Annotated in this window: 18 protein-coding genes, 1 pseudogene and 1 other annotated feature; of the genes and pseudogenes, 10 read left to right on the forward strand and 9 right to left on the reverse strand. The window is 69.3% G+C overall.

Going from position 1 to position 23,034, the window contains the following annotated elements:
* Nucleotides 1-1,543: alginate export family protein (locus tag KTR66_RS21890; RefSeq protein ID WP_213616463.1), on the forward strand; the 1,543-nt coding region annotated here is incomplete at its 5' end.
* Nucleotides 1,544-1,866: 323 nt separating this feature from the next.
* Here KTR66_RS21890 and KTR66_RS21895 read toward each other — a convergent pair.
* Genes KTR66_RS21895 through KTR66_RS21915 form a run of 5 tightly spaced genes read right to left on the reverse strand, consistent with a single transcriptional unit; the run spans nucleotide 1,867 to nucleotide 8,366 of the window.
* Nucleotides 1,867-2,796 (reverse strand): 3-keto-5-aminohexanoate cleavage protein, encoded by a 930-nt coding sequence (locus KTR66_RS21895; protein WP_213616465.1) that lies wholly within the window; start codon nucleotides 2,794-2,796, stop codon nucleotides 1,867-1,869.
* Nucleotides 2,797-2,801: 5 nt separating this feature from the next.
* Complete coding sequence (locus KTR66_RS21900; protein ID WP_371819195.1) at nucleotides 2,802-3,707, reverse strand: 3-hydroxyacyl-CoA dehydrogenase; 906 nt, start codon at nucleotides 3,705-3,707, stop codon at nucleotides 2,802-2,804.
* A complete protein-coding gene (locus KTR66_RS21905) occupies nucleotides 3,704-6,211 on the reverse strand; it encodes a branched-chain amino acid ABC transporter ATP-binding protein/permease (RefSeq protein WP_213616469.1) in 2,508 nt (835 codons plus the stop codon). The genes KTR66_RS21900 and KTR66_RS21905 overlap by 4 nt, the downstream gene beginning before the upstream one ends.
* Before the next feature lie 6 nt (nucleotides 6,212-6,217).
* A complete protein-coding gene (locus KTR66_RS21910) occupies nucleotides 6,218-7,093 on the reverse strand; it encodes a branched-chain amino acid ABC transporter permease (RefSeq protein ID WP_213616470.1) in 876 nt (291 codons plus the stop codon).
* 49 nt (nucleotides 7,094-7,142) lie between these two features.
* The gene (locus KTR66_RS21915; RefSeq protein WP_213616472.1) at nucleotides 7,143-8,366 is read right to left on the reverse strand and encodes an ABC transporter substrate-binding protein; all 1,224 of its coding nucleotides are present in this window, start codon (nucleotides 8,364-8,366) and stop codon (nucleotides 7,143-7,145) included.
* A 71-nt stretch (nucleotides 8,367-8,437) separates the two neighbouring features.
* Here KTR66_RS21915 and KTR66_RS21920 point away from each other — a divergent pair, with 71 nt between their 5' ends.
* From KTR66_RS21920 to arsA, 4 genes are all read left to right on the forward strand, one after another.
* Nucleotides 8,438-9,121 (forward strand): GntR family transcriptional regulator, encoded by a 684-nt coding sequence (locus KTR66_RS21920; RefSeq protein ID WP_249732348.1) that lies wholly within the window; start codon nucleotides 8,438-8,440, stop codon nucleotides 9,119-9,121.
* Nucleotides 9,122-9,123: 2 nt separating this feature from the next.
* Nucleotides 9,124-9,879: an SDR family oxidoreductase gene (locus tag KTR66_RS21925; RefSeq protein ID WP_213616474.1), complete on the forward strand. Its 756-nt coding sequence runs from the start codon at nucleotides 9,124-9,126 to the stop codon at nucleotides 9,877-9,879.
* An 82-nt stretch (nucleotides 9,880-9,961) separates the two neighbouring features.
* A complete protein-coding gene (locus KTR66_RS21930; RefSeq protein WP_213616476.1) occupies nucleotides 9,962-11,650 on the forward strand; it encodes a dihydroxyacetone kinase family protein in 1,689 nt (562 codons plus the stop codon).
* Nucleotides 11,651-11,918: 268 nt separating this feature from the next.
* Nucleotides 11,919-13,688: an arsenical pump-driving ATPase gene (gene arsA / locus KTR66_RS21935; RefSeq protein WP_213616478.1), complete on the forward strand. Its 1,770-nt coding sequence runs from the start codon at nucleotides 11,919-11,921 to the stop codon at nucleotides 13,686-13,688.
* A gap of 167 nt (nucleotides 13,689-13,855) precedes the next feature.
* Here arsA and KTR66_RS21940 read toward each other — a convergent pair whose 3' ends face one another.
* Entirely contained in the window at nucleotides 13,856-14,146 is a 291-nt protein-coding gene (locus KTR66_RS21940; protein WP_213616480.1) for a PepSY domain-containing protein, read from the reverse strand.
* A 145-nt stretch (nucleotides 14,147-14,291) separates the two neighbouring features.
* Between KTR66_RS21940 and KTR66_RS21945 the strand changes: the two genes are divergently transcribed.
* Genes KTR66_RS21945 through KTR66_RS21965 form a run of 5 tightly spaced genes read left to right on the forward strand, consistent with a single transcriptional unit; the run spans nucleotide 14,292 to nucleotide 20,008 of the window.
* The gene (locus tag KTR66_RS21945; RefSeq protein ID WP_213616482.1) at nucleotides 14,292-14,966 is read left to right on the forward strand and encodes a response regulator transcription factor; all 675 of its coding nucleotides are present in this window, start codon (nucleotides 14,292-14,294) and stop codon (nucleotides 14,964-14,966) included.
* Nucleotides 14,966-16,342, forward strand: coding sequence for a HAMP domain-containing sensor histidine kinase (locus KTR66_RS21950; RefSeq protein ID WP_213616484.1), 1,377 nt, complete (start codon nucleotides 14,966-14,968; stop codon nucleotides 16,340-16,342). The genes KTR66_RS21945 and KTR66_RS21950 overlap by 1 nt, the downstream gene beginning before the upstream one ends.
* Before the next feature lie 44 nt (nucleotides 16,343-16,386).
* The gene (locus KTR66_RS21955) at nucleotides 16,387-16,872 is read left to right on the forward strand and encodes a DUF2271 domain-containing protein (RefSeq protein ID WP_213616486.1); all 486 of its coding nucleotides are present in this window, start codon (nucleotides 16,387-16,389) and stop codon (nucleotides 16,870-16,872) included.
* 21 nt (nucleotides 16,873-16,893) lie between these two features.
* The gene (locus KTR66_RS21960) at nucleotides 16,894-19,089 is read left to right on the forward strand and encodes a PepSY domain-containing protein (RefSeq protein WP_213616488.1); all 2,196 of its coding nucleotides are present in this window, start codon (nucleotides 16,894-16,896) and stop codon (nucleotides 19,087-19,089) included.
* On the forward strand, nucleotides 19,073-20,008 hold the full coding sequence (locus tag KTR66_RS21965; RefSeq protein WP_213616490.1) for an FAD:protein FMN transferase: 936 nt from the start codon (nucleotides 19,073-19,075) through the stop codon (nucleotides 20,006-20,008). The genes KTR66_RS21960 and KTR66_RS21965 overlap by 17 nt, the downstream gene beginning before the upstream one ends.
* A gap of 386 nt (nucleotides 20,009-20,394) precedes the next feature.
* Nucleotides 20,395-20,511 (forward strand) — a sequence feature (AL1L pseudoknot).
* Between the two features lie 106 nt (nucleotides 20,512-20,617).
* Here the strand turns inward: KTR66_RS21965 and KTR66_RS21970 are convergent.
* From KTR66_RS21970 to KTR66_RS21980, 3 genes and pseudogenes are all read right to left on the reverse strand, one after another.
* Nucleotides 20,618-20,923, reverse strand: coding sequence for a zinc ribbon domain-containing protein YjdM (locus KTR66_RS21970; RefSeq protein ID WP_213616492.1), 306 nt, complete (start codon nucleotides 20,921-20,923; stop codon nucleotides 20,618-20,620).
* Between the two features lie 181 nt (nucleotides 20,924-21,104).
* Nucleotides 21,105-22,250: an anti-sigma factor antagonist gene (locus tag KTR66_RS21975; RefSeq protein WP_213616494.1), complete on the reverse strand. Its 1,146-nt coding sequence runs from the start codon at nucleotides 22,248-22,250 to the stop codon at nucleotides 21,105-21,107.
* Nucleotides 22,251-22,527: 277 nt separating this feature from the next.
* A pseudogene (locus KTR66_RS21980) lies at nucleotides 22,528-22,879 on the reverse strand (transposase); the annotation flags it as partial.
* Between the last annotated feature and the right edge of the window lie 155 nt (nucleotides 22,880-23,034).

The following is a 23,034-nucleotide window of genomic DNA, read 5'->3' on the forward strand; positions in this document are numbered from 1 at the left end:
GGCCGCCGCGCGCCGCGCCTTCGGCCTGGCACCCGGCGCCGGCTTCGAGGCGATCCTGGCCGAGGCCGCGATGAGCCGCGTGCGCGCCCTGCCCGGCCAGGGCGGCGCCACCTATCGCGTGGAGGGCGGCGGGCGCAGCCTGACCATCCTGCTGCGCCTCGCCCCCGGTGCGGCCGGCCCCCCCGGCATCCTCGCCGCGCAAGGCATCCGCGCCTTCCCGACCATCTGGCGGGATGAGCGCAGCCTCGTCACCTTCATCGCCAATGGCGGCCTCGGCGCCTTCAGCGATGGCAGCCCCTGGTTCGGCCGGCCGGCGGTCTTCACACGCGGCAGCCCGCTCGTGCTGAACCCGCCGCTCGGCGCGGGCACGGGCACGCGGACGGGCTGGGGCGAGGCTTATGCGGAATACGGCATCGGCGGCGCGGCGCAGCTGCGCGACAGCCCCTTCTACCTCTACGGCGCGGTCACGGGCCTTGGCGCCATCACCGCCGGGCGCGACATCTTCCGCGACGACACGCGCTCCACCAACGAACTCAACCGCGCCTATGCCGGCGTGATCTACGCGCCCATGGAGAGCGACCTGCGCGTGAACGCCTCCTTCGGCAAGCAGCCCTTCACGCTGGAGGACGGCTTCCTCATCGCGCGATTCACGCAGCGGCTGAATGCGGGCTGGCTGCCGGGCGTCTATCTCTCGCCGCGCACCGCGGCCGATCTCGCAGGGCTGGTCACGGCCCGCGCCGGCAACTGGGTGTTCAACGGCTTCTGGCTGGAGCCGAACCGGACGGAGGACATCCTCTCCCGGACGCAGCTGCTGGGCGGCAGCCTGCGCTGGAACTTCGACGGGCACAGCCATGCCGCGGCGAATGTGATCTACGTGCCGCAATCCAACACCGGCTATGCGGTGCCGAACGGCCCCTCCCCCGGCGGGCGCGAAGGGCTGGTCACGATCGCCGCGCGCGCCCGCTGGGCGGACCCAGTGGTGCTGCCGGGCCTTTGGGTCGAGGGCGCGCTGGCGCATCAGTCGAACACGAATTTCGCGATGTCGGCCTGGGGCGGCTACGGGCAGGTGGGGCTCCTGGCACGGGATGTGCCCTGGCAGCCCAGCCTCTCCTACCGCTACGCGGCCTTCAGCGGCGACAACCCCGCCACCTCACGCTACGAGCGCTTCGACACGCTCTATTCCGGCGGCCTCGACGAATGGCTGCAGGGCATCACCATGGGCAAGCTGCTGACGCAGTCGAACCGCGCGGTGCATCGCGTGCGGCTGAACGTCAGCCCGCGCGAGGGCACGAACCTCACGCTCGACTGGTATCTGAACCGTGCGATGGAGCTGAACAACCTCGGCGCCAATCCGCGCCTCGCGCAGCTCAGCTCACGCGATCTCGGGCAGGAATGGCAGGCGGTGCTGCGGATGCCGTTGAACGAAAAGCTGTACTTCCTCGGCGTTGCAGGGCTGGCACAGCCCGGCGAGGCGATACGCGCCGCGGGCGGTGGAGCCACGAATTGGACCACGCTCCAAGCGCAGTTGTTCTGGACATTCTGAGGCGCGAGGGGAGGGGGAGGGAAATGGCCGCGAAGCAGGCCCTGCGGTGGTCGCCGGCGCTCGCGTTCCTTCAGACAGGCCGCTGCACGCGGGGGTGCTCACGCCATTCTTCGCATGAGGGTTACTGGGCAATAAAATTCACATAAATTATTGTTTTTATTGTGTTTTCGGGATGCGGGGACAGGGTTCGGCTTCGACCGAACGCGGCTCCCTTTTGACGCCGGCCGGCCAAGGTTCAATCCGAACATCTCCCCCCGTTGGTCGTGAGGCCCGCCAGCCGCTGGCCGTTCGCACGGCACAGCCGGCCTCATGAATACTCCCGGTCAGAAGGCGACCTGGTCGCCGCCCTTGAGCTGAAGCATCTCGCGGGCCTCGTCCGGGCTCGCGATCTCCAGGCCCAGGCCCTCGATGATCTGGCGGACCAGGCGCACCTGCTCGGCATTGCTGGTGGCCAGCCGCCCGGGGCCGGCCCAGAGGCTGTCCTCCAGCCCCACGCGCACATTGCCGCCCATCGCCGCCGCCATGGCGGCGATCTTGAGCTGGTTGGCGCCTGCACCCAGCACGGACCACTGGTAGTTGTCGCCGAAGAGGCGATCGGCCGTGCGCTTCATGTGCATCACGTCGTCCGGATGCGCGCCGATACCGCCCTGCAGGCCGAAGACCGTCTGGATGAAGAGCGGCGCCTTCACCAGCCCCTGATCGAAGAAGTACTTCAGGTTGTAGAGGTGCGAGGTGTCGTAGCACTCGAACTCGAAGCGCGTGTTGTTCCCGGCGCAGGTGGTCAGGATGTACTCGATGTCCTGGAAGGAATTGCGGAAGATGATGTCCTTGTTCGCCAGATAGGCTGGCTCCCAGTCATGTTTGAAGCTCTTGAAGCGGTTCAGCATGCCGAAGAGGCCGAAATTCATCGAGCCCAGGTTCAGCGAGGCCACTTCCGGCTTGTGCAGGGCGGCGGGGCGCACGCGCTCCTCGATGGTCATGGTGGGCGCGCCGCCGGTGGTGATGTTCACCACGCAGTTGCTGGACTGCTTGATGATGCCGAGGAAGGGCGCGAAGGCCTCGGGCGACTGGTCGGGCCGGCCATCCTCGGGGTTGCGGGCGTGCAGATGGACGATGGCGGCGCCCGCCTCGGCCGCGCCGATCGCGGCCTCGGCGATCTCGGCCGCGGTGATGGGCAGATGCGGCGACATGCTGGGCGTGTGGATGGCGCCGGTGACGGCGCAGGTGATGATGACGCGGCGCGGCTTGGCCATGGCGTTCAGTCCTTCTGCTTGTGCGCGCGCAGGGCGGCGAGCTTACGATCGCGCCAGCGCATCTTCTCGGGGATGTCACTCACCGCGTCCCACTGCTCGGCGACGCGCGGCGTGTCGTAGACGGCGGGTGCCGGAGGCTCGGCCGCGAGGCGTTTGTAGAAGCCGGTGTAGCGCGCGCAGTAATCGGGAATGCCGCCGGGCGCGTTGAGCTCGATCGTCTCGAAGGGCCCCATGAAGGCCCAGCGCAGGCCAAGCCCATCCTTCACCGTCTTGTCGAGATCCTGCGGCGTGACGTAGCCCTCATCCACCAGGCGGAAGGCCTCGGCCAGCAATGCGCCTTGCAGGCGGTTGAGGATGAAGCCCTCCACCTCCTTCAGCACGGTGATCGGCACCTGCCCGATCTCGTCATAGATCGCACGCGCGGCGTCGATCACCTCGGCTGCGGTAAAATCCGCGCCGCTCAATTCCACCAGCGGGATGAGATGCGGGGGGTTGACCGGATGCGCGATCAGGCAGCGCGCGCGCCCCGCGAGATCGCTCGCGAAGAGGCTGATCCGGATGGCGCTGCTGGACGAGGCGAGGATGGCATCGGGCGGGCTCAGCCGGTCCAGCTCGGCGAAGATCGCGCGCTTGATCTCCACCTGCTCCGGCCCGTTTTCCTGCACGAGCGTCACGCCGGCCACGGCCTCGGCCAGCGTCGCGGCGCTGGTGATGCGCTGCGCCGCCGCAGCAGGGTCAGCGCAGAGGCCGGCTTCGGCCAGATCGCGCAGGCCCTGGGCACAAAGGCCCACGGCGGCGGCGGCGACGCCCGGCACGGCGTCATACAGCCGCACGGCATAGCCACCACGGGCGAAGATCATCGCCCAGGCACGGCCGATCAGGCCGCTTCCGACAATCGCAACAGATTTCACAGCCACAACACCTTTCTCCGCAAGGCCAGATCATCGCGCAGCGCCCGGCTCTCGCCGCTCCAGGTCACGCTGCCACGCTCCAGCGCGATCGTCGTATCCGAGAGCGCGAGTGCCAGGTCGAGGTGATGGTCCACCAGGATGATCGACACCTCGTGGCGCAGCTTGTCGAAGGCCTCGAACAGCTCCTCGGAAATGGCCGGGGAGAGCCCTTCGAAGGGCTCGTCCAGCAGAAGCACGCGGGTGTCGCCCATCAAGGCACGCGCCACGGCGACCATCTGCTGCTCACCGCCCGAGAGATGATCCGCCGCGACCTTCCAGCGCGTCTTGAGGCGCGGGAAGAACGTCAGCACGCGGTCTTCCTCCCAGTGGCTTCCCGCGCCGGTGATGCGCTTCAGGCGGCCGAGGCCGAGATTCTCCTGGACGGTCATCCCCGCGAAAAGGCCGCGCCCTTGCGGCACGAAGCCCACGCCGCGTCGCGCGGCACGATCGGCCGAGAGCCCGGCCAATTCCTCGCCGGCCAGCGTCACCCGGCCACTTGCCGGAGGGGCCGTGCCCATGATGGTCTTGAGCAGCGTGGACTTGCCCGCGCCATTGCGCCCGAGCAGCGCCATCACCTCGCCCTTGCGCAGCGTCAGCGAGACATCGCGAAGGATATGGCTCTTGCCGTAGAACGTGTTCACGTTCTCGAGCGTCAGGAGGACGTCCGGCTGCACGGCGCTGGCGCGTGGCTTGGAGGCGACGGCATGCGCGCCGCTGCCAAGATAGACCGCCTGCACGCGCTCGTCGTTGCGCGCATCCTCCACGCCGCCATCCACCAGGACTTCACCGTCATTCATCACGGTGACGCGGTCGGCGATCTGGAAGACGCGGTCGATGTCGTGCTCCACCAGCAGGACGGGAATGTCCGTGGAGAGCCGCTTGATCAGGTCTCCCACGCGCTGTCGCTCCGCCGCCGCGAGGCCCGCCAGCGGCTCGTCGAGCAGCAGGATGCGCGGGCGGGTGGCGAGGGCCAGGGCCATATCCACCAGGCGCTGTCCGCCATAGGAGAGTGCGCCGGCCTCCGCATGCTCGATGCCGGCGAGGCCCATCCAGCGCACCAGCAGCGCCGTTTCCTCGTTGATCTCCGTGATGGCATGGGCGCTGCGCAGCGGCGCGAAGCGCGAGGGGTGCCGGGCCTGGATGGCGAGGCGGATATTCTCCTCGATGGACAGGCCGGGGAACAGGTTGGTGATCTGGAAGGAACGGCCGAACCCGGCCTGCGTGATGGCATAGGGCTCCAGCCCGCCAACCTGCCTCCCATCCAGCGTCACCGTTCCACGATCGGGCGGGAACATGCCCGAAAGCAGATTGAAGGCGGTCGTCTTGCCCGCACCATTCGGGCCGATCAGCGCGTGCAGGCTGCGATCCGTGACCGCGAAGGAGACATCGCGCACGGCGCGCACGCCACCGAAGGACTTCCCCAGCCCTTCGGCCTTCAGCACCGCGCCCTCGGCTGTGCCGGGCCGGACGAAGACTGCGGGAACCGGTGTCGGCTGCTCGACCCTGCGCGCTGCCATGGCGGCATCCAGATCCGGCGCCTTGGGCCGGAAGGGGGCCAACAGGCGGGCCGCGACGCCGACCAGCCCGGTCGGGCTGAAGATGATGAAGCCGACAAACAGCAGCCCGAAGATCAGCAGCCAGTTCGCCGTGTAGATCGAGAGGAATTCACGGAAGATGATGTAGAACAGCGCGCCCAGCGCCGGCCCCAGGAAGGAGCGCATGCCGCCGATCACGACCATCGCCAGCAATTCGCCGGAGAAGGCGATGTTCATGGGGTCGGCACTGGCGAAGCGGTGGTTGAACACGCTGAGCACCCCGGCCAATGCCGTGAGGCTGGCGGAGACGGTGAAGGCCAGCAGCTTGTAGCGATTGGTGTTGTAGCCGATGAAGCCGGCGCGCTGCTCATTCTCACGGATGGCCACCAGCACCGTGCCGACGGGTGAAGCGTTGAAGCGCCACAGGGCGACACAGACGGCGAGGGCTGTGCCGGCCACGAAGGTGTAATACCAGCGCGGGTCATCCAGCAGGCCCGGGCGCACGATGCCGCCGAGGCCATTCTCGCCGCCCGTCAGCTCGGTCCAACGGAAGGCGATGGCAAAGCACATCGCGGTCAGGGCGAGCGTCAGCAGCGAGAAGTACACGCCCCGTCGCCGCAGGATGACGAGGCCGGCGACCGCCGCGGCGACGGCGGCGATCAGCAGGGCGCCGATGACCGGCGCGATGATGCTGTCCGGGAAATGCTGCCGTTGCAGAATGGCGGCCGCGAAGGCGCCAAGCCCGAACCAGACGCCATGCCCGAAGGAGACAAGGCCGGTGGTTCCGACCAGGATGTTCAGCCCCATGGCGGCGATGGCGAAGATGACGACATCCGTCGCCGTCTTGAGCGTGAGCCCCAGGGCCTCGAGCGCGAAGGGCAGCAGCAGCAGGGAGGCCGCGGCGATGAGAAGGGAGCGTGTGTCGCGCATCGTCGCCTACTCGAACTTCCGGATGCGCTCGCCGAACAGGCCTCTCGGACGCAGCAGCAGGACAAGCACCATGAGGAGATATACCGAGGCCTCGGTGGCCGAGGGATAGAAATAGGCGGCCAGCCCGCGCACCACGCCGACGATGAACGCCGCCGCCACCACGCCCCAGAACGATCCGAGCCCGCCGATGACCACCACGACGAAGGCGAAGGTCAGGATCTCGGCCCCCATCGCGGGATGCACGCCGGTGATCGGCGCGGTCATGACGCCCGCCAGCGCGGCGAGGCCGACGGCGATGGCGACCACGGCGCTCATGTAGGGTTTCAGCGAGATGCCCAGCGCCGCCACCATGTCGGGATCCTGGACGCCCGCGCGCACGACCCGCCCGAAGGCGGTGCGCGTCAGCAACAGCCAGAGACCGAACACCGCCACCACCGCGACGGCGAGGATCAGCAGGCGGTAGCGCGAGTAGATGAACTCGCCGATGAAGACCTGCCCGCGCAACGCCGGCGGGATGGAGAAGGGCACGGGGGCCGCGCCGAACAACATGCGCAAGGTCTGCTCGGCGACCATGGCGAGGCCGAAGGTGAGCAGCAGCCCGAGGATGGGATCGCCGCGATAGAAGCGGCGCAGCAGGAAGCGTTCGATCAGCAATCCCAGCAGGCCGACCAGGACAGGCCCCACCACGAAGGCGCCACCGAAGCCGATCTCAGGCGCGAGCAGAACCGTCAGATAGGCGCCCAGCGCATAGAACGCGCCGTGCGCCAGGTTGACGATCCCGCCGAGCGAGAAGATGAGCGAGAGGCCAAGCGCGATCAGCAGGTACAGCGCGCCGACGAGCAGACCGTTGAGGACCTGCTCCAGGATGAAGACGATTTCCAAGGGAGTGATCCCGGGTCAGGGGGTCGCCTGCGCGACCCCCGTTGCACGTTCAGCGAAAAGTGCAGGCATTCTCTTCGGCGGTGGCGGCGATGGCATCCAGCGGCTCGTTGGGGCCGGGCACCGCCGCGCCGGCGCGGAAGATGTCCCACCGGTTGCGCACTTCGTTCGCCGGCAGGGCCGTGATGGCATAGGCCTCCTGCATCAGCTGGTGGTCACGCTTGCGGAAATAGCCCTCGCGCGTCTTGGCGATATCCATCCGGCCCTCGCCCTCGAAATACTCGACGATTTTCATGCCATCGGTGCCGCGGGTTTCGGTCATGGCGCGTGCCATCAGTTTCACCGCCGTGTAGTCGCCCCAGGCCTGGTTCTCCGGCGGGCGGTTGTACTTGGCGGTGAAGGCGCGAACGAAGGCCTGCGCGCTCGGCGCCTGGATCTGGTGGTGCCACATCACCGGCCAGGTGCCGAGGAAGTTGCCCTGCCCGGCACCCCAGGCCAGGGCCGTGTCGAAGCCGAAGCCGGCCACGGGGAAGCGCAGCCCGAATTCGGAATACTGCTTCAGGAAATTGGTGATCTGCGCACCGGCCAGGTTGAGAAGCACGATGTCCGGCCTCGCCTGGCGGATCTTCAGCAGGAAGGGCGAGAAGTCGGAGAGGTCGGTCGGGATCAGGTCCTCGCCGGCCACGGTGCCGGCGTTCTCGGCCAGGAAGCGCTTGGCCACCCGCAGAAGATCATGACCGAAGGCATAGTCGGCCGTGAGCGCATAGGAGCGCTTGCCGCGGATCAGGCCGCCCGCCATCAGCGCGCGGCCGACGGTCTTCACATACATCGAGTTCTGGCCCTCGACGTGGAACATGAAGCGCTGGCAGTCGGAGCCGCGCAGCGCATCGGAATTGGCGCCGGTGTTGAGGAAGAGCACGTGCTCGCGATTCACCACCTGGGCGATGGCCAGCGCCGTCGCCGAGTTGATCTCGCCGACGATGGCGGCCACGCGGTCCCGCTGAACGAAGCGCTCGGCCTTGGCGCTGCCCGTCTGCGGATTGACGCTGTCCTCCATCAGGAGCTCAAGCCGGCGGCCCAGGATGCCGCCGGCCGCGTTGATCTCCTCGGCGGCCAGGGTCGCCGCCTGCACGGCGTATTCACCCAGGGGGCCGAGGAAGCCGGTGCGCGGCGTCAGATGGCCGATGCGGATCACCTCCGACTGGCCGTAGGAGATGGATGGCGCCGCAAGTCCAAAGGCGGATGCGGCCATAAGGCCACGACGAGAGATGCTCATGTTGGCTTCCTCCTGATCGGCTGTTGCCGCCGACTGTGATCACAGTTCATAGTCGCCCGGGAAGCGCATCCTTGTCCAGCACCCTCAAACCTCCCCTCCCCACGATGGGACAAGCGGCCTACGTGCAGATCGCGGGCCTCCTCACCTCCGGCCATGTCGCGCCGGGTGAGCGCTTGTCCTTGCGCGACCTCGCCGAGCGGCTGGGAACCTCCACCATGCCCATCCGCGCCGCCGTGGGCCGGCTGGCGGAGTATGGCGCGCTCGAGGTTTCACCCAATCGCGCGGTGCGGGTGCCGGTCATGTCGGCCGCGCGGTTCGCCGAACTGGCCGATTTGCGACAGGAGATGGAAGGGCTTGCGGCCGAACGCGCGGCAAAGGCCGCAACGGCCGACGACATCGCCGTCATCACCCGCATCGAGGCCGAGTTCGCAAGTGTCGCCACGGGAGCCAGTCCCGATGCAGCCCGGGCGGTGGCCCTCAATCGGGACCTGCATTTCGCCATCTATGCCGCGGCGCGGATGCCGCTGCTGGAAGGCGCGATCGAGCGGCTCTGGCTCCTGGCCGGACCGGTCCTCAATCTCGACATGCGCGCCGACCCCAGGCGCCTCGCCAATACGCCCGCGCGACGCTTCCACGCCGCCGCCCTCGCGGCGCTGCGCGCGCGGGATGGCGCGGCCGCGCGGGCGGCCATCGCCGGCGATATCGCAGAAGCCGCCGCCTTCATCCTGGCGCGGCGCGTCCTGAAGGAGAAGTGAAGATGGATCTGGGTTTGAAGGGCGCGCGCGTCCTGGTCACCGCGGGGGCTGGCGGCATCGGCCGCGTCATCGCCGAAGCCTTTGTCGAGGAAGGCGCCAACGTCCATGTCTGCGACGTGGATGAGGCGGCGCTCGGCAGCCTGCCGGCGGGCATCACGGGCACGCGCTGCGACGTGTCCGACAGATCGGCCGTCGCGGCCCTGTTCGCTGGCCTCCCGGACCTGGATGTGCTGGTCAACAATGCCGGCATCGCCGGTCCGACCGGCCTGGTGGAGGAGATCAACCCGGAGGATTGGGACCGCTGCCTGGAGGTCTGCCTCACTGGCCAGTTCAATGTCGCGCGGCTGGCCATTCCGCTGCTGCGCCGGAGCGCCAATCCCTCCATCACCAATCTGTCGAGCGCCGCAGGGCGCTTCGGGTTTGGGCTGCGTGCGCCCTATGCGGCCGCGAAATGGGGCGTGATCGGCCTGACCAAGTCGCTCGCGATCGAATTGGGCGGTGCCGGCATCCGCGTGAACGCGATCCTGCCCGGCCTGGTCGCGGGAGACCGGCAGCGCCGCGTGCTGGAAGCCAAGGCGCAGGCGCGTGGCGTCAGCTTCGCCGAAATCGAGGCCCAGGCCATGGCCTATGCCAGCATCAAGGAATACGTCACGCCACGGCAATTGGCCGACCAGATCCTGCTGCTGGCCAGCCCGCGCGGGCGCACCATCAGCGGCCAGGCCATCGCCATCGACGCTGACATGCAAATGCTCTCCTGAGCCTGCGAGAGAGGCGCCCCAGTCGGGAATCGGCTGGGGGCCTTTGCGCCAGACTGCGGCAAGAACCTCGGGAAACGTCGCCATGAAGAAATTGCTCAATGATCCGAACCGCGTGGTGCGCGAGATGCTGGAAGGCCTTTGCGACCTGCATCCCGGACTGGCGCTGATGGCCAATGAGAATGTCGTGATCCGGGCCGACATGCCACCCATGGCTGCACGCCCCGTGGCGATCCTGTCAGGTGGTGGTGCGGGACATGAGCCAGCCCATGCGGGCTATGTCGGGCCCGGCCTGTTGACGGGTGCGATTTCGGGGGAAGTCTTCACCTCGCCCAGCGTCGATGCCGTCCTCGCAGGCATCCGGGCCACTGCCGGGCCGGCCGGTGCCGTGCTCGTGGTCAAGAACTACACGGGTGACCGGCTCAATTTCGGGCTGGCGGCCGAGTTGGCCCGAGGCGAGGGCATTCCGGTCGAAGTCGTCGTCGTGGCCGATGACGTGGCGCTGCATGGGACCGTTCCGCGCGACAGGCGCCGCGGCATCGCCGGCACGGTGCTGGTGCACAAGGTGGCGGGCGCAGCGGCAGCCGCCGGCCATGGCCTGGCCGAGGTCGCGGCCCTGGCCCGCGCGGCGGCGGCCGATCTCGGCAGCATGGGCGTGGCGCTTGGCTCCTGCACCGTGCCGGCAGCGGGGCGTCCGGGCTTCGAGATCGGGCCGGCGGAGATCGAGTTGGGTCTTGGCATCCATGGCGAGCAGGGGGTGGAACGAACGGCGCTTCTGCCCGCCGATGAACTGGTCGAGCGCATCCTGGGCACCATCCTGGGTGATCTTGGCCTCAAGCCGGGCGAAAAGGTCGCGCTGCTGGTCAATGGGCTGGGCGGCACGCCGCCCATGGAACTGGCCATCGTGGCACGCCGTGCCCTGGCCTTGCTGCGCGAACGCGGATTGGTCGTGGAGCGCGCCTGGGCCGGGGAGTTCCTCACCGCGCTGGAAATGCCGGGCGTCTCGCTCTCGCTGTTGCGCCTGGATGCGGCCCGCCTCGCCTTGCTGGACCAACCCGCTGAGGCCCCCGCCTGGCCTGGCGGCGGAATCATCGGGACCGGGCGCCGGATCGTGCCGGTTACGGCATCGAGCGGCAGGGCGGCGGAGCTTCCACCCGGGCCGCTGGCACCTGCCTTGCGCCGCGCGGCGCTGACGGTCGCCGCCGCACTGGAAGCTGCGGAGCCCCGATTGACCGACCTCGACAGCCAGGCCGGCGATGGCGATCTCGGCATCAGCTTGAGGCGCGGCGCGCGCGCCCTGCGCGAACTGCCAGAGGGAGCCTGGGCGGAGCCATCGGTGGCGCTGACGGCCATGGCCGGCGCGCTGCGGCGGGCCATCGCCGGCAGTTCCGGCCCCTTCTACGCCACCGCCCTGCTGCGCGCCGCCCGCGCGTTGCCTGCCTCACCCACCCCCTCTGACTGGGTTGAGGCATTTCGGCAGGGCGTGGAGGCCATCACCGAATTGGGCGGTGCCAGGCCCGGAGACCGCACCATGGTCGACGCGCTGAGCCCCGCCGCAGAGGCCATGGCCCACGCAGCGAGGAGGGGCGCCACACTCGCAGCCGCGGTGCGGTCGGCGGCTGACGCCGCAGAAGCTGGCGCGGCCGCGACGGCCACGATGACGCCGCGGCTCGGACGCGCCAGCTATATGGGCGCGCGTGCCCAGGGCACGCCTGATGGCGGCGCAATCGCCGTCTCGATCTGGCTGCGCGCATTGGCGGAAGGTCAGCCCTGACGTGCTTCGCTGAATGGATCCCCTCAGAGGGAGAGTTTTTGTGTTGATGTCTGATGGGATGGGCCCAGGCGACACGCGCTCCAAAGCACGCGGGCCACGGGCGGAAGATCCCTGTTGCTGACCCGATCCTGCCTGACAGGGCGAGAAGGCACAGCCGGCCAGGCGCGCGATTGATGCGTCGCAAGGCCTGCACCGCACCGATCGGGCAGGCTCCACGCAGCCGTCCCGCCTCCCCCCATCCCGGCATTCCCTGCCGAACGAGCCTCGCATGACCCTCCCTGGCTTCCTTCAGGCCCCGCCGCGCCATCTGTTCTTCACCGGCAAGGGTGGCGTCGGGAAGACCTCGGTCGCCTGTGCGGCGGCGATCGCGCTGGCGGAAGCCGGGCGGCGCGTGTTGCTGGTCAGCACCGATCCCGCCTCGAACCTGGACGAGATGCTCGGCGTCGCGCTCTCGGACGCGCCACGCCCGGTGCCCGGCATGGCGGGCCTTTCTGCGCTCAACATCGACCCCGAAGCGGCCGCGGAAGCGTACCGGCTTCGCGTCCTCGACCAGATGGGAGGGGCGCCCGAGACGGAGCGGGCGACGGTGCGGGAACAGCTCTCCGGCGCCTGCACCATCGAAGTCGCCGCTTTCGACGAATTCGCGGCCATCCTCGCCGGAGACATGGCGGGCTTCGATCACATCCTCTTCGACACGGCGCCGACGGGTCATACCCTGCGCCTGCTCAGCCTGCCCGCGGCCTGGAGCGGATTCCTCGCGGCGAATGAGGCCGGCGCCTCCTGCCTTGGGCCGCATTCCGGCCTGAAGATGCAGGAGCGCCGCTTCCGCGCGGCGATGGACGCGCTCGCCGATGCGAGCAGGACGGCGATCATCCTGGTCGCCCGGCCGGACCGCGCCTCGCTGGCGGAGGCCGGCCGCAGCGCCACGGAACTGGCCGCCCTCGGGCTCGCCAACCAGCGCCTGGTGGTGAATGGGGTGTTCCACGCGGCAGGGACGGATGATCGCGTGGGCCAGGCGATCGAACGCGGTGCGCGCGCCGCGCTGGATGGCATGCCGGAGACGCTGCGGCGCCTGCCGCGTGACGAAGTACCGCTGCGCGGCTTCGACATGGTGGGTTTCGAGGCGCTCCGCACGCTGCTGCGGCCCGCCGCCGCGACGCCACCCACATCATCCGCGCTGGTGGCGGCCATACGCCCCGAGGTGCCCGGTCTGGAAGCGCTGGTGGAAGGGCTCGCGGCCCGCGGGCATGGCCTCGTCATGGTCATGGGCAAGGGGGGCGTCGGCAAGACGACCATTGCCGCGGCCGTGGCCATCGGCCTCGTCGCGCGCGGCCACGCCGTGCATCTCAGCACGACCGATCCGGCCGCCCATCTCTCCATGACGCTGGGCGGCGAGATGCCGGGCCTGCGCGTGGACCGCATCGACCCCAGGGCCGAGACCAAACGCTACGTCGGCAGGATCATGGAGACCCGCGGCCGCGCCCTGGATGACGCCGGCCGCGCGCTGCTGCGGGAGGATCTGCGCTCCCCCTGCACGGAGGAGGTGGCGGTGTTCCACGCCTTCTCCCGCGTCGTCGCGGAGGCACGGGGCGGCTTCGTCGTGCTCGACACCGCGCCCACCGGCCACACGCTGCTGCTGATGGACGCGACCGGCGCCTATCACCGCCAGATGACCCGCAGCCTGGATTCCGCGCATGCGGCGGGGCGCGTCATCACCCCGCTGATGCGCCTGCAGGATCCGGAGCACACGCAGGTGCTGATCGTCACCCTGCCGGAGACCACGCCCGTTTCCGAGGCGGCCGCGCTGCAGGAGGATCTGCGGCGCGCGCGCATCGAGCCCCATGCCTGGGTGGTGAACCGGACGCTCTCCGGCAGCGGCACCAGGGATCGCCTGCTGATGCAGCGGATGGCCGCTGAGCAGGCGCAGATCCGCAGGATCGAGAAGGGCCTGGCGCAGCGGCTCTTCCTCCTGCCCTGGCAGGCCGAAGCACCGGTCGGCTTGGATGCGCTCCGACGCCTCTCAACGGATGGCGGTTGAGTTCCCCTCCCCCGCCATCCACGCGGCCCGGCTCGGACGTGGCGCCATCATGGCGTCAGCCGCAGCAGGATGCCGTGGCGGTCACGGCATTGCCCGCGGCCGCGCAGACGCCCCTCTCCGGCAGGACAGGTTCCGCGCGTCGAGCCGCCTGGCGCAGCCCGTCCCGGTCAGTCGTATTCGATCTCCACCTTCAGGATCCGCAAGGTGCCGGGATCGAATGTTCCTTCGTAACGCTGGCCGCGGTCATTCGTCGCCCGCACGCGGTAGCAGCCATCCTTGGTGCGGATGCGGATGACCCGCCAGCCTTCGGCCTCGACCCGCTGCTGAAGTGCCGCGCGCGGCTGCCAATCGGCCAGCGGGACGTTGCAGCGCTGGTCCGCCATGGCCGGACCCGCGCCGAGGACGCAGAATGCCAGGGCGCAGAATGCCAGCGCGATCTTGGGGGGCGGTCGGATCATGGCATCGCATCCTGTCAGTTGCAGCGAGCCGTGACAAAGCCACAGCAAGCTGACGCGAGACTGAACAGGGTCGCCGCGCCATTCAGCTTGCCGTCAGCCGCCGGCCCTATGAGCGGCCAGGCCCGGTGACGCGAAGGACCAGGAAATGCGTGTTCTGCTGATCGAGGATGATCCGATCCTGGGCGCCGCCGTGCGCGACCAGATCGCCGCCGATGGGCACACGGTGGACTGGGCGCCCCGGCTCGACACCGCGCGCGACTGCGCCGGCACGGTGACCTATGAACTCATCCTGCTCGATCTCATGCTGCCGGACGGCAAGGGGATCGATTTCCTCAAGGCGCGCCGCGCCGCGCGGGACGCCACGCCCGTCATCATCCTGACGGCGCGCGACCAGATCACCGATCGCATCGCCGGGCTGAACGCCGGCGCGGACGACTACCTCGTGAAGCCCTTTGACCTGTCCGAGCTCTCGGCCCGCATCGGCGCCGTGGCCCGGCGCTATGCCGGCAATCCGAATCCGCTGGTCGAGATCGGCGACCTGACCATCGACCTCGCGGAGCGGAGCATCCGGCGCGCGGGTGAGCCCATCACCCTGACGGCGCGCGAATGGGTGATCTTCGAGGCCTTCCTGCAACGCCCCCGCGCCCTGCTGTCCAAGGCGCAGATGGAGGAACGGCTCTACTCCTTCGATGCCGAGGTCGAGAGCAACACGATCGAGGTCTATATCGGCCGCATCCGCAAGAAGCTGGGACACGACATCATCGAGACGATCCGCGGCCTGGGCTATCGGCTGGGCCAGCCGAGGAAGCCGGCGCCCTGATGAACGCACGGCCACACAGCCTGCAACGCCGGCTCGGGCTGGGGCTCGCCCTCGGGACGGTCCTGCTCTGGCTGGCGGGCAGCCTCATGGCCGGCCTGATCCTGCGCGCCGAGGTCGACGAGGTGTTCGACGGCGCGCTGCAGGAGGTCACGCAGCGCATCCTGCCCCTGGCCTATAGCGAGATCCTGAACGGCGAGGCCGAGGATGCCGGCCAGCGCCTGCCTTCGGTGATGCCGCACCAGGAGCGGATCACCTATATCGTGCGGGACGGCGATGGGCGCATCCTGCTGCAATCGCACGATGCCGACGCGGCGGCCTTCCCTGCCCGGCCCATGGCGGGCTTCCAGGATGCCGGCGGCCTGCGCCTCTACACCGAGGTTGCGGTGCAGGGCACGTTCTTCGTCACCGCGGCGGAGCCGCTCCGCCACAGGCGCCAGGCGGTGCTGGAAGCGGTCGGCATGCTGCTCTGGCCCTTGGCGCTGCTCCTGCCGCTCACGCAGCTCGGCGTCTGGGCCCTGGTGCGCTTCGCGCTGCGGCCGGTTTCCGCCCTCCAGGGAGAGATCGAGCAGCGCGGCCAGGGTGATCTCTCGCCCGTCGCCGCGACGGCCCTCCCCCGCGAGCTCACCCCCATCGCCGCCGCGGTGAACCGGCTGATCGCGCGGCTGCAGCGCGCGCTGGAGGCGGAGCGCGGCTTCACCGCCAGCAGCGCGCATGAATTGCGCACACCCGTCGCGGCCGCCCTGGCGCAGACCCAGCGCCTGGTCGCGGAGCTGCCGGAGGGCGCACCCCGCGAACGCGCGCGGAGCGTGGAGGCCGCGCTGCGGCAATTGGCGCGGCTGTCGGAGAAGCTGCTCCAGCTCGCCAAGGCGGAAGGCGCCGGCCTGCTGGCCGAAACGCCGCAGGATCTCGCGCAGGTGCTGGCCTTCGTGCTGGATGAGTTCCGGGGCGATGCGGATCTCGCCCGCCCCGTCACCGTGGCGATGCCGGAGGGCGGCGCCTGGCTCTCCGGCATGGACGCCGACGCCTTTGCCATCCTGGCGCGCAACCTCATCGAGAACGCGCTGAAGCACGGCGCCGCCGATCAACCGGTCTCCGTCCTGCTGGATGAGGACGGCCTCCTGCGCGTATCGAACGCAGGGCCCGTGGTGGCGCCGGAGACGATGGCGCGGCTCAAGCGCCCCTTCGAACGCGGGGAGAGCCGCGCCCATGGCTCGGGCCTCGGCCTCGCCATCGCCGAGGCCATCGCCGTGGGCGCCGGGACCGGGCTGGAATTGTTCTCGCCCGTGCCGGGGCGCGCCTCCGGCTTCGAGGCGCGCGTGCGACTGCCGGAATTCGCGCCGCGATCATCCATGGCGTTCAGGCCCGCGTCAGATTGAGCGTCCATCTCTCCCGCATCGCCCTTCCTGCTGGAGAGATTTCGATGAACAAGATGGTCGCCACCCTCGGCCTCGCCGCCACCCTCGCGCTGCCCGCCATGGCCTTCGCGCCGGCGGCCGAGGCGCGCAGCGTCACCCTGACCACGCAGCTCCGCCCCTATGGCGGCAACGGCGCCTATCTCGCCATCTACCTCGTGGATCCGCAGGGGCGCTTCCACTCCACGCTGCGCGTGGCCGGCACCAAGACCAAGTACCACACGCATCTGAGCGCCTGGGCCCGTGGCCGCGCCGCAGAGGCCGCGCGCATCGACGGCATCACCGGCGCCAGCGTCGGCAGCGGCCGGACGCTCAGTGTCACCGTGGACATCGCCGACGCGCTGATTGACGCGGGCTACCAGATCCGCGTGGACACCGCCGTGGAGGATGGGCGGGACAATCCCGGCGAAGTCACCGTGCCGCTGACCAGCGCCGCCAATCACCGGCCCGTCTCCGGCCGTGGCTACATCGCCTCCTTCAAGTTCGACATGTGACGACGCCAGCGGATCACCGACATGTTTCGCCGCCTCCATTCCCTGCCAGGGCTCCTCGCCGCGCTGCTCATCACGGCGCTGGCGTTGACCGGCGCCTTCCTCGCCTTCGACTCGGTCCTGGAGCGCAGCCGCGCGAGCATTCCGGCGCCCGGAGAGGTGACGGTCGCCGCACTCGCCGACGCCGTGCAGCAGCGGCACGCCGAGGTGGAGCGGATCGTCAGGACGCCCTCCGGTTCGATCATCGCCTACTACTTCGAGAATGACCTGCCGGGCGCCGAGCTGGTTGATCCCAACACGGGCGCGGCGATCGGCCCGCATGAGCCGTCCAACCTGACACGCAGCATCACCAACCTGCACCGCTCCTTCCTGATGGACGATGCGGGGCGCGTGGCCGCGGGGCTGGGGGCGGCGGCCATGCTGGTGCTGTGCCTCTCGGGCGCGATCGTGCTGGCGGCGCGGCTGGGGGGCTGGGCGGCGATCCTGCGGCCCAGCCGCGGCAGCTTCGCGCAGCGCCTGCATTGCGAGCTCGGCCGCGCCGCGATGGCCGGGCTTCTCCTCTCGGCGCTGACCGGCTGCTGGATGTCGCTGGCGACCTTCGGCGTCCTGCCGGATGGCACCGCGACGGAGATCGCGGCGCCCGTGGAGCCGAGCGGCGCGCCACGGCTTCGTCCCGGCCAGCTGGCGGCGCTGCAGGCCGTGGACCTGTCGGCGCTGCGCGAGCTCACCTTCCCCTATGGCGACGACCTGACCGACAGCTACACGCTGACCAGCGCGCAGGGCATCGCGCATATCGACGCCGCAACGGGGCAGGCGTTGGACTTCGTACCGAACGGCCTGGCGCGGCGGGTGCACGAGACCATCGTGATGCTGCACACCGGCCGCGGCGTCTGGCCACTGGCGCTGCTGCTCGGCCTCGCCGTGCTGACGGCGCCCCTCCTCGCCGGGGCCGGGGCGGTGATCTGGTGGCACCGGCGCGCCGCGCGGCCGAGGATCCGGCACAACGCGGCGGCGCAATCGGCGGACACCATCCTTCTGGTCGGCAGCGAGGGCAACAGCAGCTGGGGCTTCGCCGCGACGCTGCACGCGGCGCTGACCCGGGCCGGGCACCGCGTGCATGCCGCGCCGATGAACGCGCTCGCGCCGCGCTACGCAAAGGCGCAGCGCCTGCTGATCCTGACGGCCACCTATGGCGATGGCTCGGCCCCCGCCTCGGCCGGCCAGTTCCTGCAGCGGCTGGAGCGTGCGACGCACCCCCTGCCCTTCGCCGTGCTCGGCTTCGGGGATCGCGCCTTCCCGCGCTTCTGTGGCTTCGCCGAGACGGTCGCCGCCGCGTTGCAGAACAAGGGCTGGCCCATGCTGCTCGAGACCGGGCGGATCGACCGGCAATCGGCGCAGGGCTTCGCCGCCTGGGGCGAGGCGCTCGGTGCCGCGCTGGGCGTGCCGCTGGCCCTGGCGCATCTTGCCCAGCGCCCCCGGACCAGGCCGCTCGTGCTCGCCCAGCGTGTGGAATACGGCGCGGAATCGCAGACACCGACGGCGATCCTGCGCTTCGTGGCTCCGCCCGGTGCCGGCCTCTGGCGCCGCCGCCTGCCGCGCTTCGAGGCGGGTGACCTCGTCGGCATCCTCGCTCCAGGCACCGAGGTGCCGCGCTTCTATTCGCTCGCCTCCGCCTCGGCCGATGGCGCGCTGGAGATCTGCGTGCGCAAGCAGGCGGGCGGCCTCTGCTCGGGCTTCCTGCATGAGCTGCCCGAAGGCGGACGGATCGAGGTCTTCATCCGGCCCAATCCCGCCTTCCGGCCAGGGCGCGGCAGGGCGCCGGTGATCCTGGTGGGCGCCGGCACCGGCATCGGCCCGCTGGCCGGCTTCATCCGGCACAATGCGGGGCACCGGCCGATGCACCTCTACTGGGGCGGCCGGCACCCCGGCCCGGATTTCCTCTATGGGCCGGAGCTGCGCGCCTGCGTGGCGGATGGGCGCCTCGCGCGGCTGAACACCACCTTCTCCCGCGTGCCGGGCGGCGGCTACGTCCAGCAGCGGCTGGCGGCGGATGCGGCGGCGCTGCGCGAACTGCTGCAACGCGGCGGGCAGGTGCTGGTCTGCGGCGGGCGCGACATGGCGGGCGGCGTGGCCACCGCCTTCGAGGCGATCCTGCAGCCGCTCGGCCTCGATCTCGCCACCCTGAAATCGGAGGGCCGCTACCTTGAAGACGTCTACTGACTCGCCCCTGGTCCGCCACGCCCTGAACGGGCCGACCATGGGGACGCGCTACGCGGCCATCTTCCACGCGCCGGAGCACCTCGCCACGGCGGCACTGGCGCAGGCGCTGTCCGATGCGGTGGATCGCGTGGACCAGCAGATGTCGAGCTGGAAGCCGGACTCCGACCTCAACCGCCTGAACGCGGCGCCGGTGGGCGCGTGGGTGACGCTGCCGCCGGAACTCATGACCGTGCTGGCCGAGGGGCTCAGGATCGGTCGCGCCTCGGGCGGCGCCTTCGACATGGGCGTGGGCGGCCTGGTCGCGGCATGGGGCTTCGGGCCTGGCGCAGGGAAGGCCGAGCCGGGGCGCATCGCGGCTGCCTCCGCCGCCACGCGCCCCTCCACGATGCAGGCCCTGCAGCTCGATCCGGCCAGCTCCCGCGCGCGGAAGACGGAGGCGCTTTGCCTCGATCTCTCGGGCATCGCCAAGGGCTTCGGCGTGGATGAGATGGCGCGGGTGATGGACGGCTTCGGCATCCCCGCATGGCTGGTCGGCATCGATGGCGAGATGCGCGCGCGCGGGACGAAGCCCGATGGCACGCCCTGGGCCGTGGCGCATGAGCGCCCCGACCGGCACAGCCGCGAGGCGATGGGCGTGATCGAACTGAGCGACATGGCCGTTGCCACCTCCGGCAGTTACCGGCACTGGGCGGAGGTGGAGGGGCGGATCGTCTCGCACACCATGGACCCCGCCCGGCGCGCGCCGCTGGAGAATGACCTGGCCTCGGTCTCCGTCCTCGCCCCCAGTTGCATGGCGGCCGATGCCTGGGCCACGGCCTTCATGGTGCTGGGCGCGGCGGCGGCCGCCCCCCTCGCCGAGCGGCATGGCCTCGGCACCATCTTCGTCCGGAGCGATGGCAGCGTGCAGGCGCGGATCTGACTGCCTCCGCGGCGCGAATCCGCGCGCCGGGCGGGAAGAGGATGACGAGCTCGCCCGGCTCCAGGCCCTGGCTCACCATAACGCTCTGCGCGGCGCGGCGCGCGATCCCGCACCACGAAGACCGCCCAATCCTGACCGCGCCGGAACAGCGCGCTGACCGGCAGCGGCACCGCGCCTTCGACCGTCTTGAAGCGCCCCGGGCTTCTCGGAGGCTCCAACTCCTGAGAGGCTGGAGCGATGACCAGCAATGCGACGAACAGGCTTTCGCCTGAGGTTCGCAAGCGGGCGATGCGGATGGTGCGGGAGCATGCCGCGCAGCATCCATGACGCTGGGCGCCGCTCCTATCGATCGCAGCCAGGATCGGTTGCACGGGCCAGACGCTGAACGCGCCTGTGACTCAGGCGAAGCTCGACCGCCGGTTCAAGCCATGATGGGCTTCATGGATGGTCATCGTGGGGCCTTTGGGGTCGAGCCGATCTGCAAGCTCCTGCCGATCGCCCCGTCGAGCTATCGCGCGCCGGTGGCACGGCGGCTTGTGGGGTGGCGTGTATCGCGAACGGCGCATGCAGGCGTCGCGCTGGTGCGGTCCGCGAGACACGCCAAGGGCCTCAACGTTTGCGCACGAACTCAGTCCGCAGAACGAGGCCCTTGATCGTGTCGTGGCGACAATCGATCTCCTCATCATTGTCCGTCAGCCGGATCGACTTGATGACCGTCCCCTGCTTCAGCGTCTGGTTCGCACCCTTCACCTTCAAATCCTTGATGAGGGTGACCGAATCACCATCGGCGAGAACATTCCCAGCGGCATCGCGCACATCGGTTCGTGGAGCATCACTGACGACGGCGAAGTCCTTGGCCGGACGCCACTCGCCGGTAGCCTCATCGTAGACATACTGATCATCGTCGTCGGTCATGCCAGCCTCACCTCAGCGTCGAGCGAGTTCTCCTGCGCAGAAAGTCGGATGGCAAGAGCCTGCGCGTAAGCGGACACCCAAGGAGGCACAATGGCATGGAGTCAGCCCCCGCTCACGCGACCAGAGCGCCTCTCCATCATCTGCAATAGATGCGGAGAAAAAGTGCCTCCTCAAGCGTCGGCTATGCAGCGATGCGAGGCATGAGCACGTCCTTGATCAGGGAGGCACACCTATCCCGCAGCGCTGGCAGAAAGGTGATGGTGTAGATGAGCCGCATCGAGGCAAGGAAATGCTTGTTGGCCTCGAAGAGTGCACGCTCTTCAGGCGGCCGGTCAGCGAAGTAGCAGGACAAGAAGTTCTCCCAAAGAGCCAGGCCCACTGCCTCGGGGATTTTGGTCGCCAGTTCGCAAAGTCCGAGCTCGGGCAAGCCATAGATCATGGCCAGCAGTCCGATGTCGAACAGAGCATGGCCGCGGGACAGGTCGCCCATGTCGATGATGACCGGCTCGCCGTCGCGGATCATGATGTTGCTGCTGTGCAGATCGAAATGGACGAAGGTTTCAGCGTCCGGGATTGCCGCCAGCTTGCTGTGCAGCAGCGCGATCTCGTGCGGCGAGAGGAAGAAGCCGAGCTGGTCGATGTAGCCCCGCAAGCTCTCCTTGATATCAGGAAAGACTGCCGGATCGGCCGGGGTTGCGTGCACGGTCCGGGCGATGCGCGCGAGGGTGCGGGCATGTTCGGCGACGTTGCCGGGGTCGTTACGGATGACGGCGCTGAACAACGAGGCATCCAGCATCTCGTACACAACGCCTGTCCGATTGCCGCAGGCGACGACATCATAGGAGATGGCGGTGGGAATGCCCGCCATGAAAGCGGCTTTGGCGAAGGTCTTTTCCTTCTCGGCGACATCGGCGCCGATGCCCTCGTTGTACAGCTTGACGATGGTCTCGCGGTCCAGCCGGTAGCATTCCCCGCAGACGCCGGCAGACATGAACTCGAGGCCGTCAATGGCGATCTGCCGGACCTTGCGCCTGCTGGGGATCAGCCCCGAGAAGCCGGTCAGATTCAGGACGTGCTGCACCTCCCCCGACACGTTGTCGAGCAGCATGGAGCCGCCGCCGGCAGCGATGTGCCTCTGAGCCCGCAGTAATTCTCGCAGGCCTGCGCTCGAGACATAGGGGCAGGCGTCGAGATCGACCACGAGGTGCCGGACACCCTGAAGTCCCGGCACGAGTGCTTGCCCCAGCAGGGACGCGGTGGTGGCGTCAAGGCGGCCAGCCAACACCAAGGTGAGTGTGTCGCCCGTGTGGCGGGTGCCAATCTGCATGGAAATGCCCTCGTCCGAATTCTTCGAATCAAACTGATCCGGCCTTCGCGTCTGAGCGTATCGGCGCTCCCACTGCCCTGACAACGCGGGACTGCCTGGATGACAGGCGTTGCGCTCGCACGTTCGGTCACCGCCGTATCCGCCGTCGCTTGCCACGTCCCGGCCCTACACGATGCAGAACAGGAGCTCGTCATCGTGGGTGGTGCCGCGGGGCTGTCAGGCGCCGTCGGGCCACGCCTGCTCGATGTTGACCTGCCCCCGATCGGGGATCCACGGGCTATGAGAGATTTGGCCCATGTTCTGGCCTGGCCGGTTGGCCCTGCCGGAGCGAAGCGCAGGCGGGGCCAGCCGGCCAGGACAACACCGCTTAAGGCGCCGGCGGCCGATAGCCCAGCGCGCTGTGCGGCCTGATGGTGTTGTAGTGCCGCCGCCAACGCTCGATCAGCACCTCGGCTTCGTGCAGCGAATGGAAGATCTCGCGGTCCAGCAGCTCGTCCCGCAGCTTGCCGTTGAAGCTCTCGTTGTAGCCGTCGGACGCAGGCGCCGTCGTTCAACCACAGTCGGCCGCGCTTCGGCTGCCGCCGCGGCACCTTCAGCCCCTCGTGCCGCCCGATGCGCTCCACGCGCTGGCGCGCGTGCTGGACAACGGCGACGCCGCTGAGGCTCGGGAGTTGGTGCGCGGCTTGGTGGAGGTGATCCGCCTGGTGCCTGAGGGCAGTGATCTTCGGACCGAAGTCCGTGGTGCCTTGGGTGCGATTTTGGCTTTGGCGGAGGGCGCCCGTTC

The sequence above is a fragment of the Roseococcus sp. SDR genome, assembly GCF_019083995.1.
Lineage (GTDB): Bacteria > Pseudomonadota > Alphaproteobacteria > Acetobacterales > Acetobacteraceae > Roseococcus.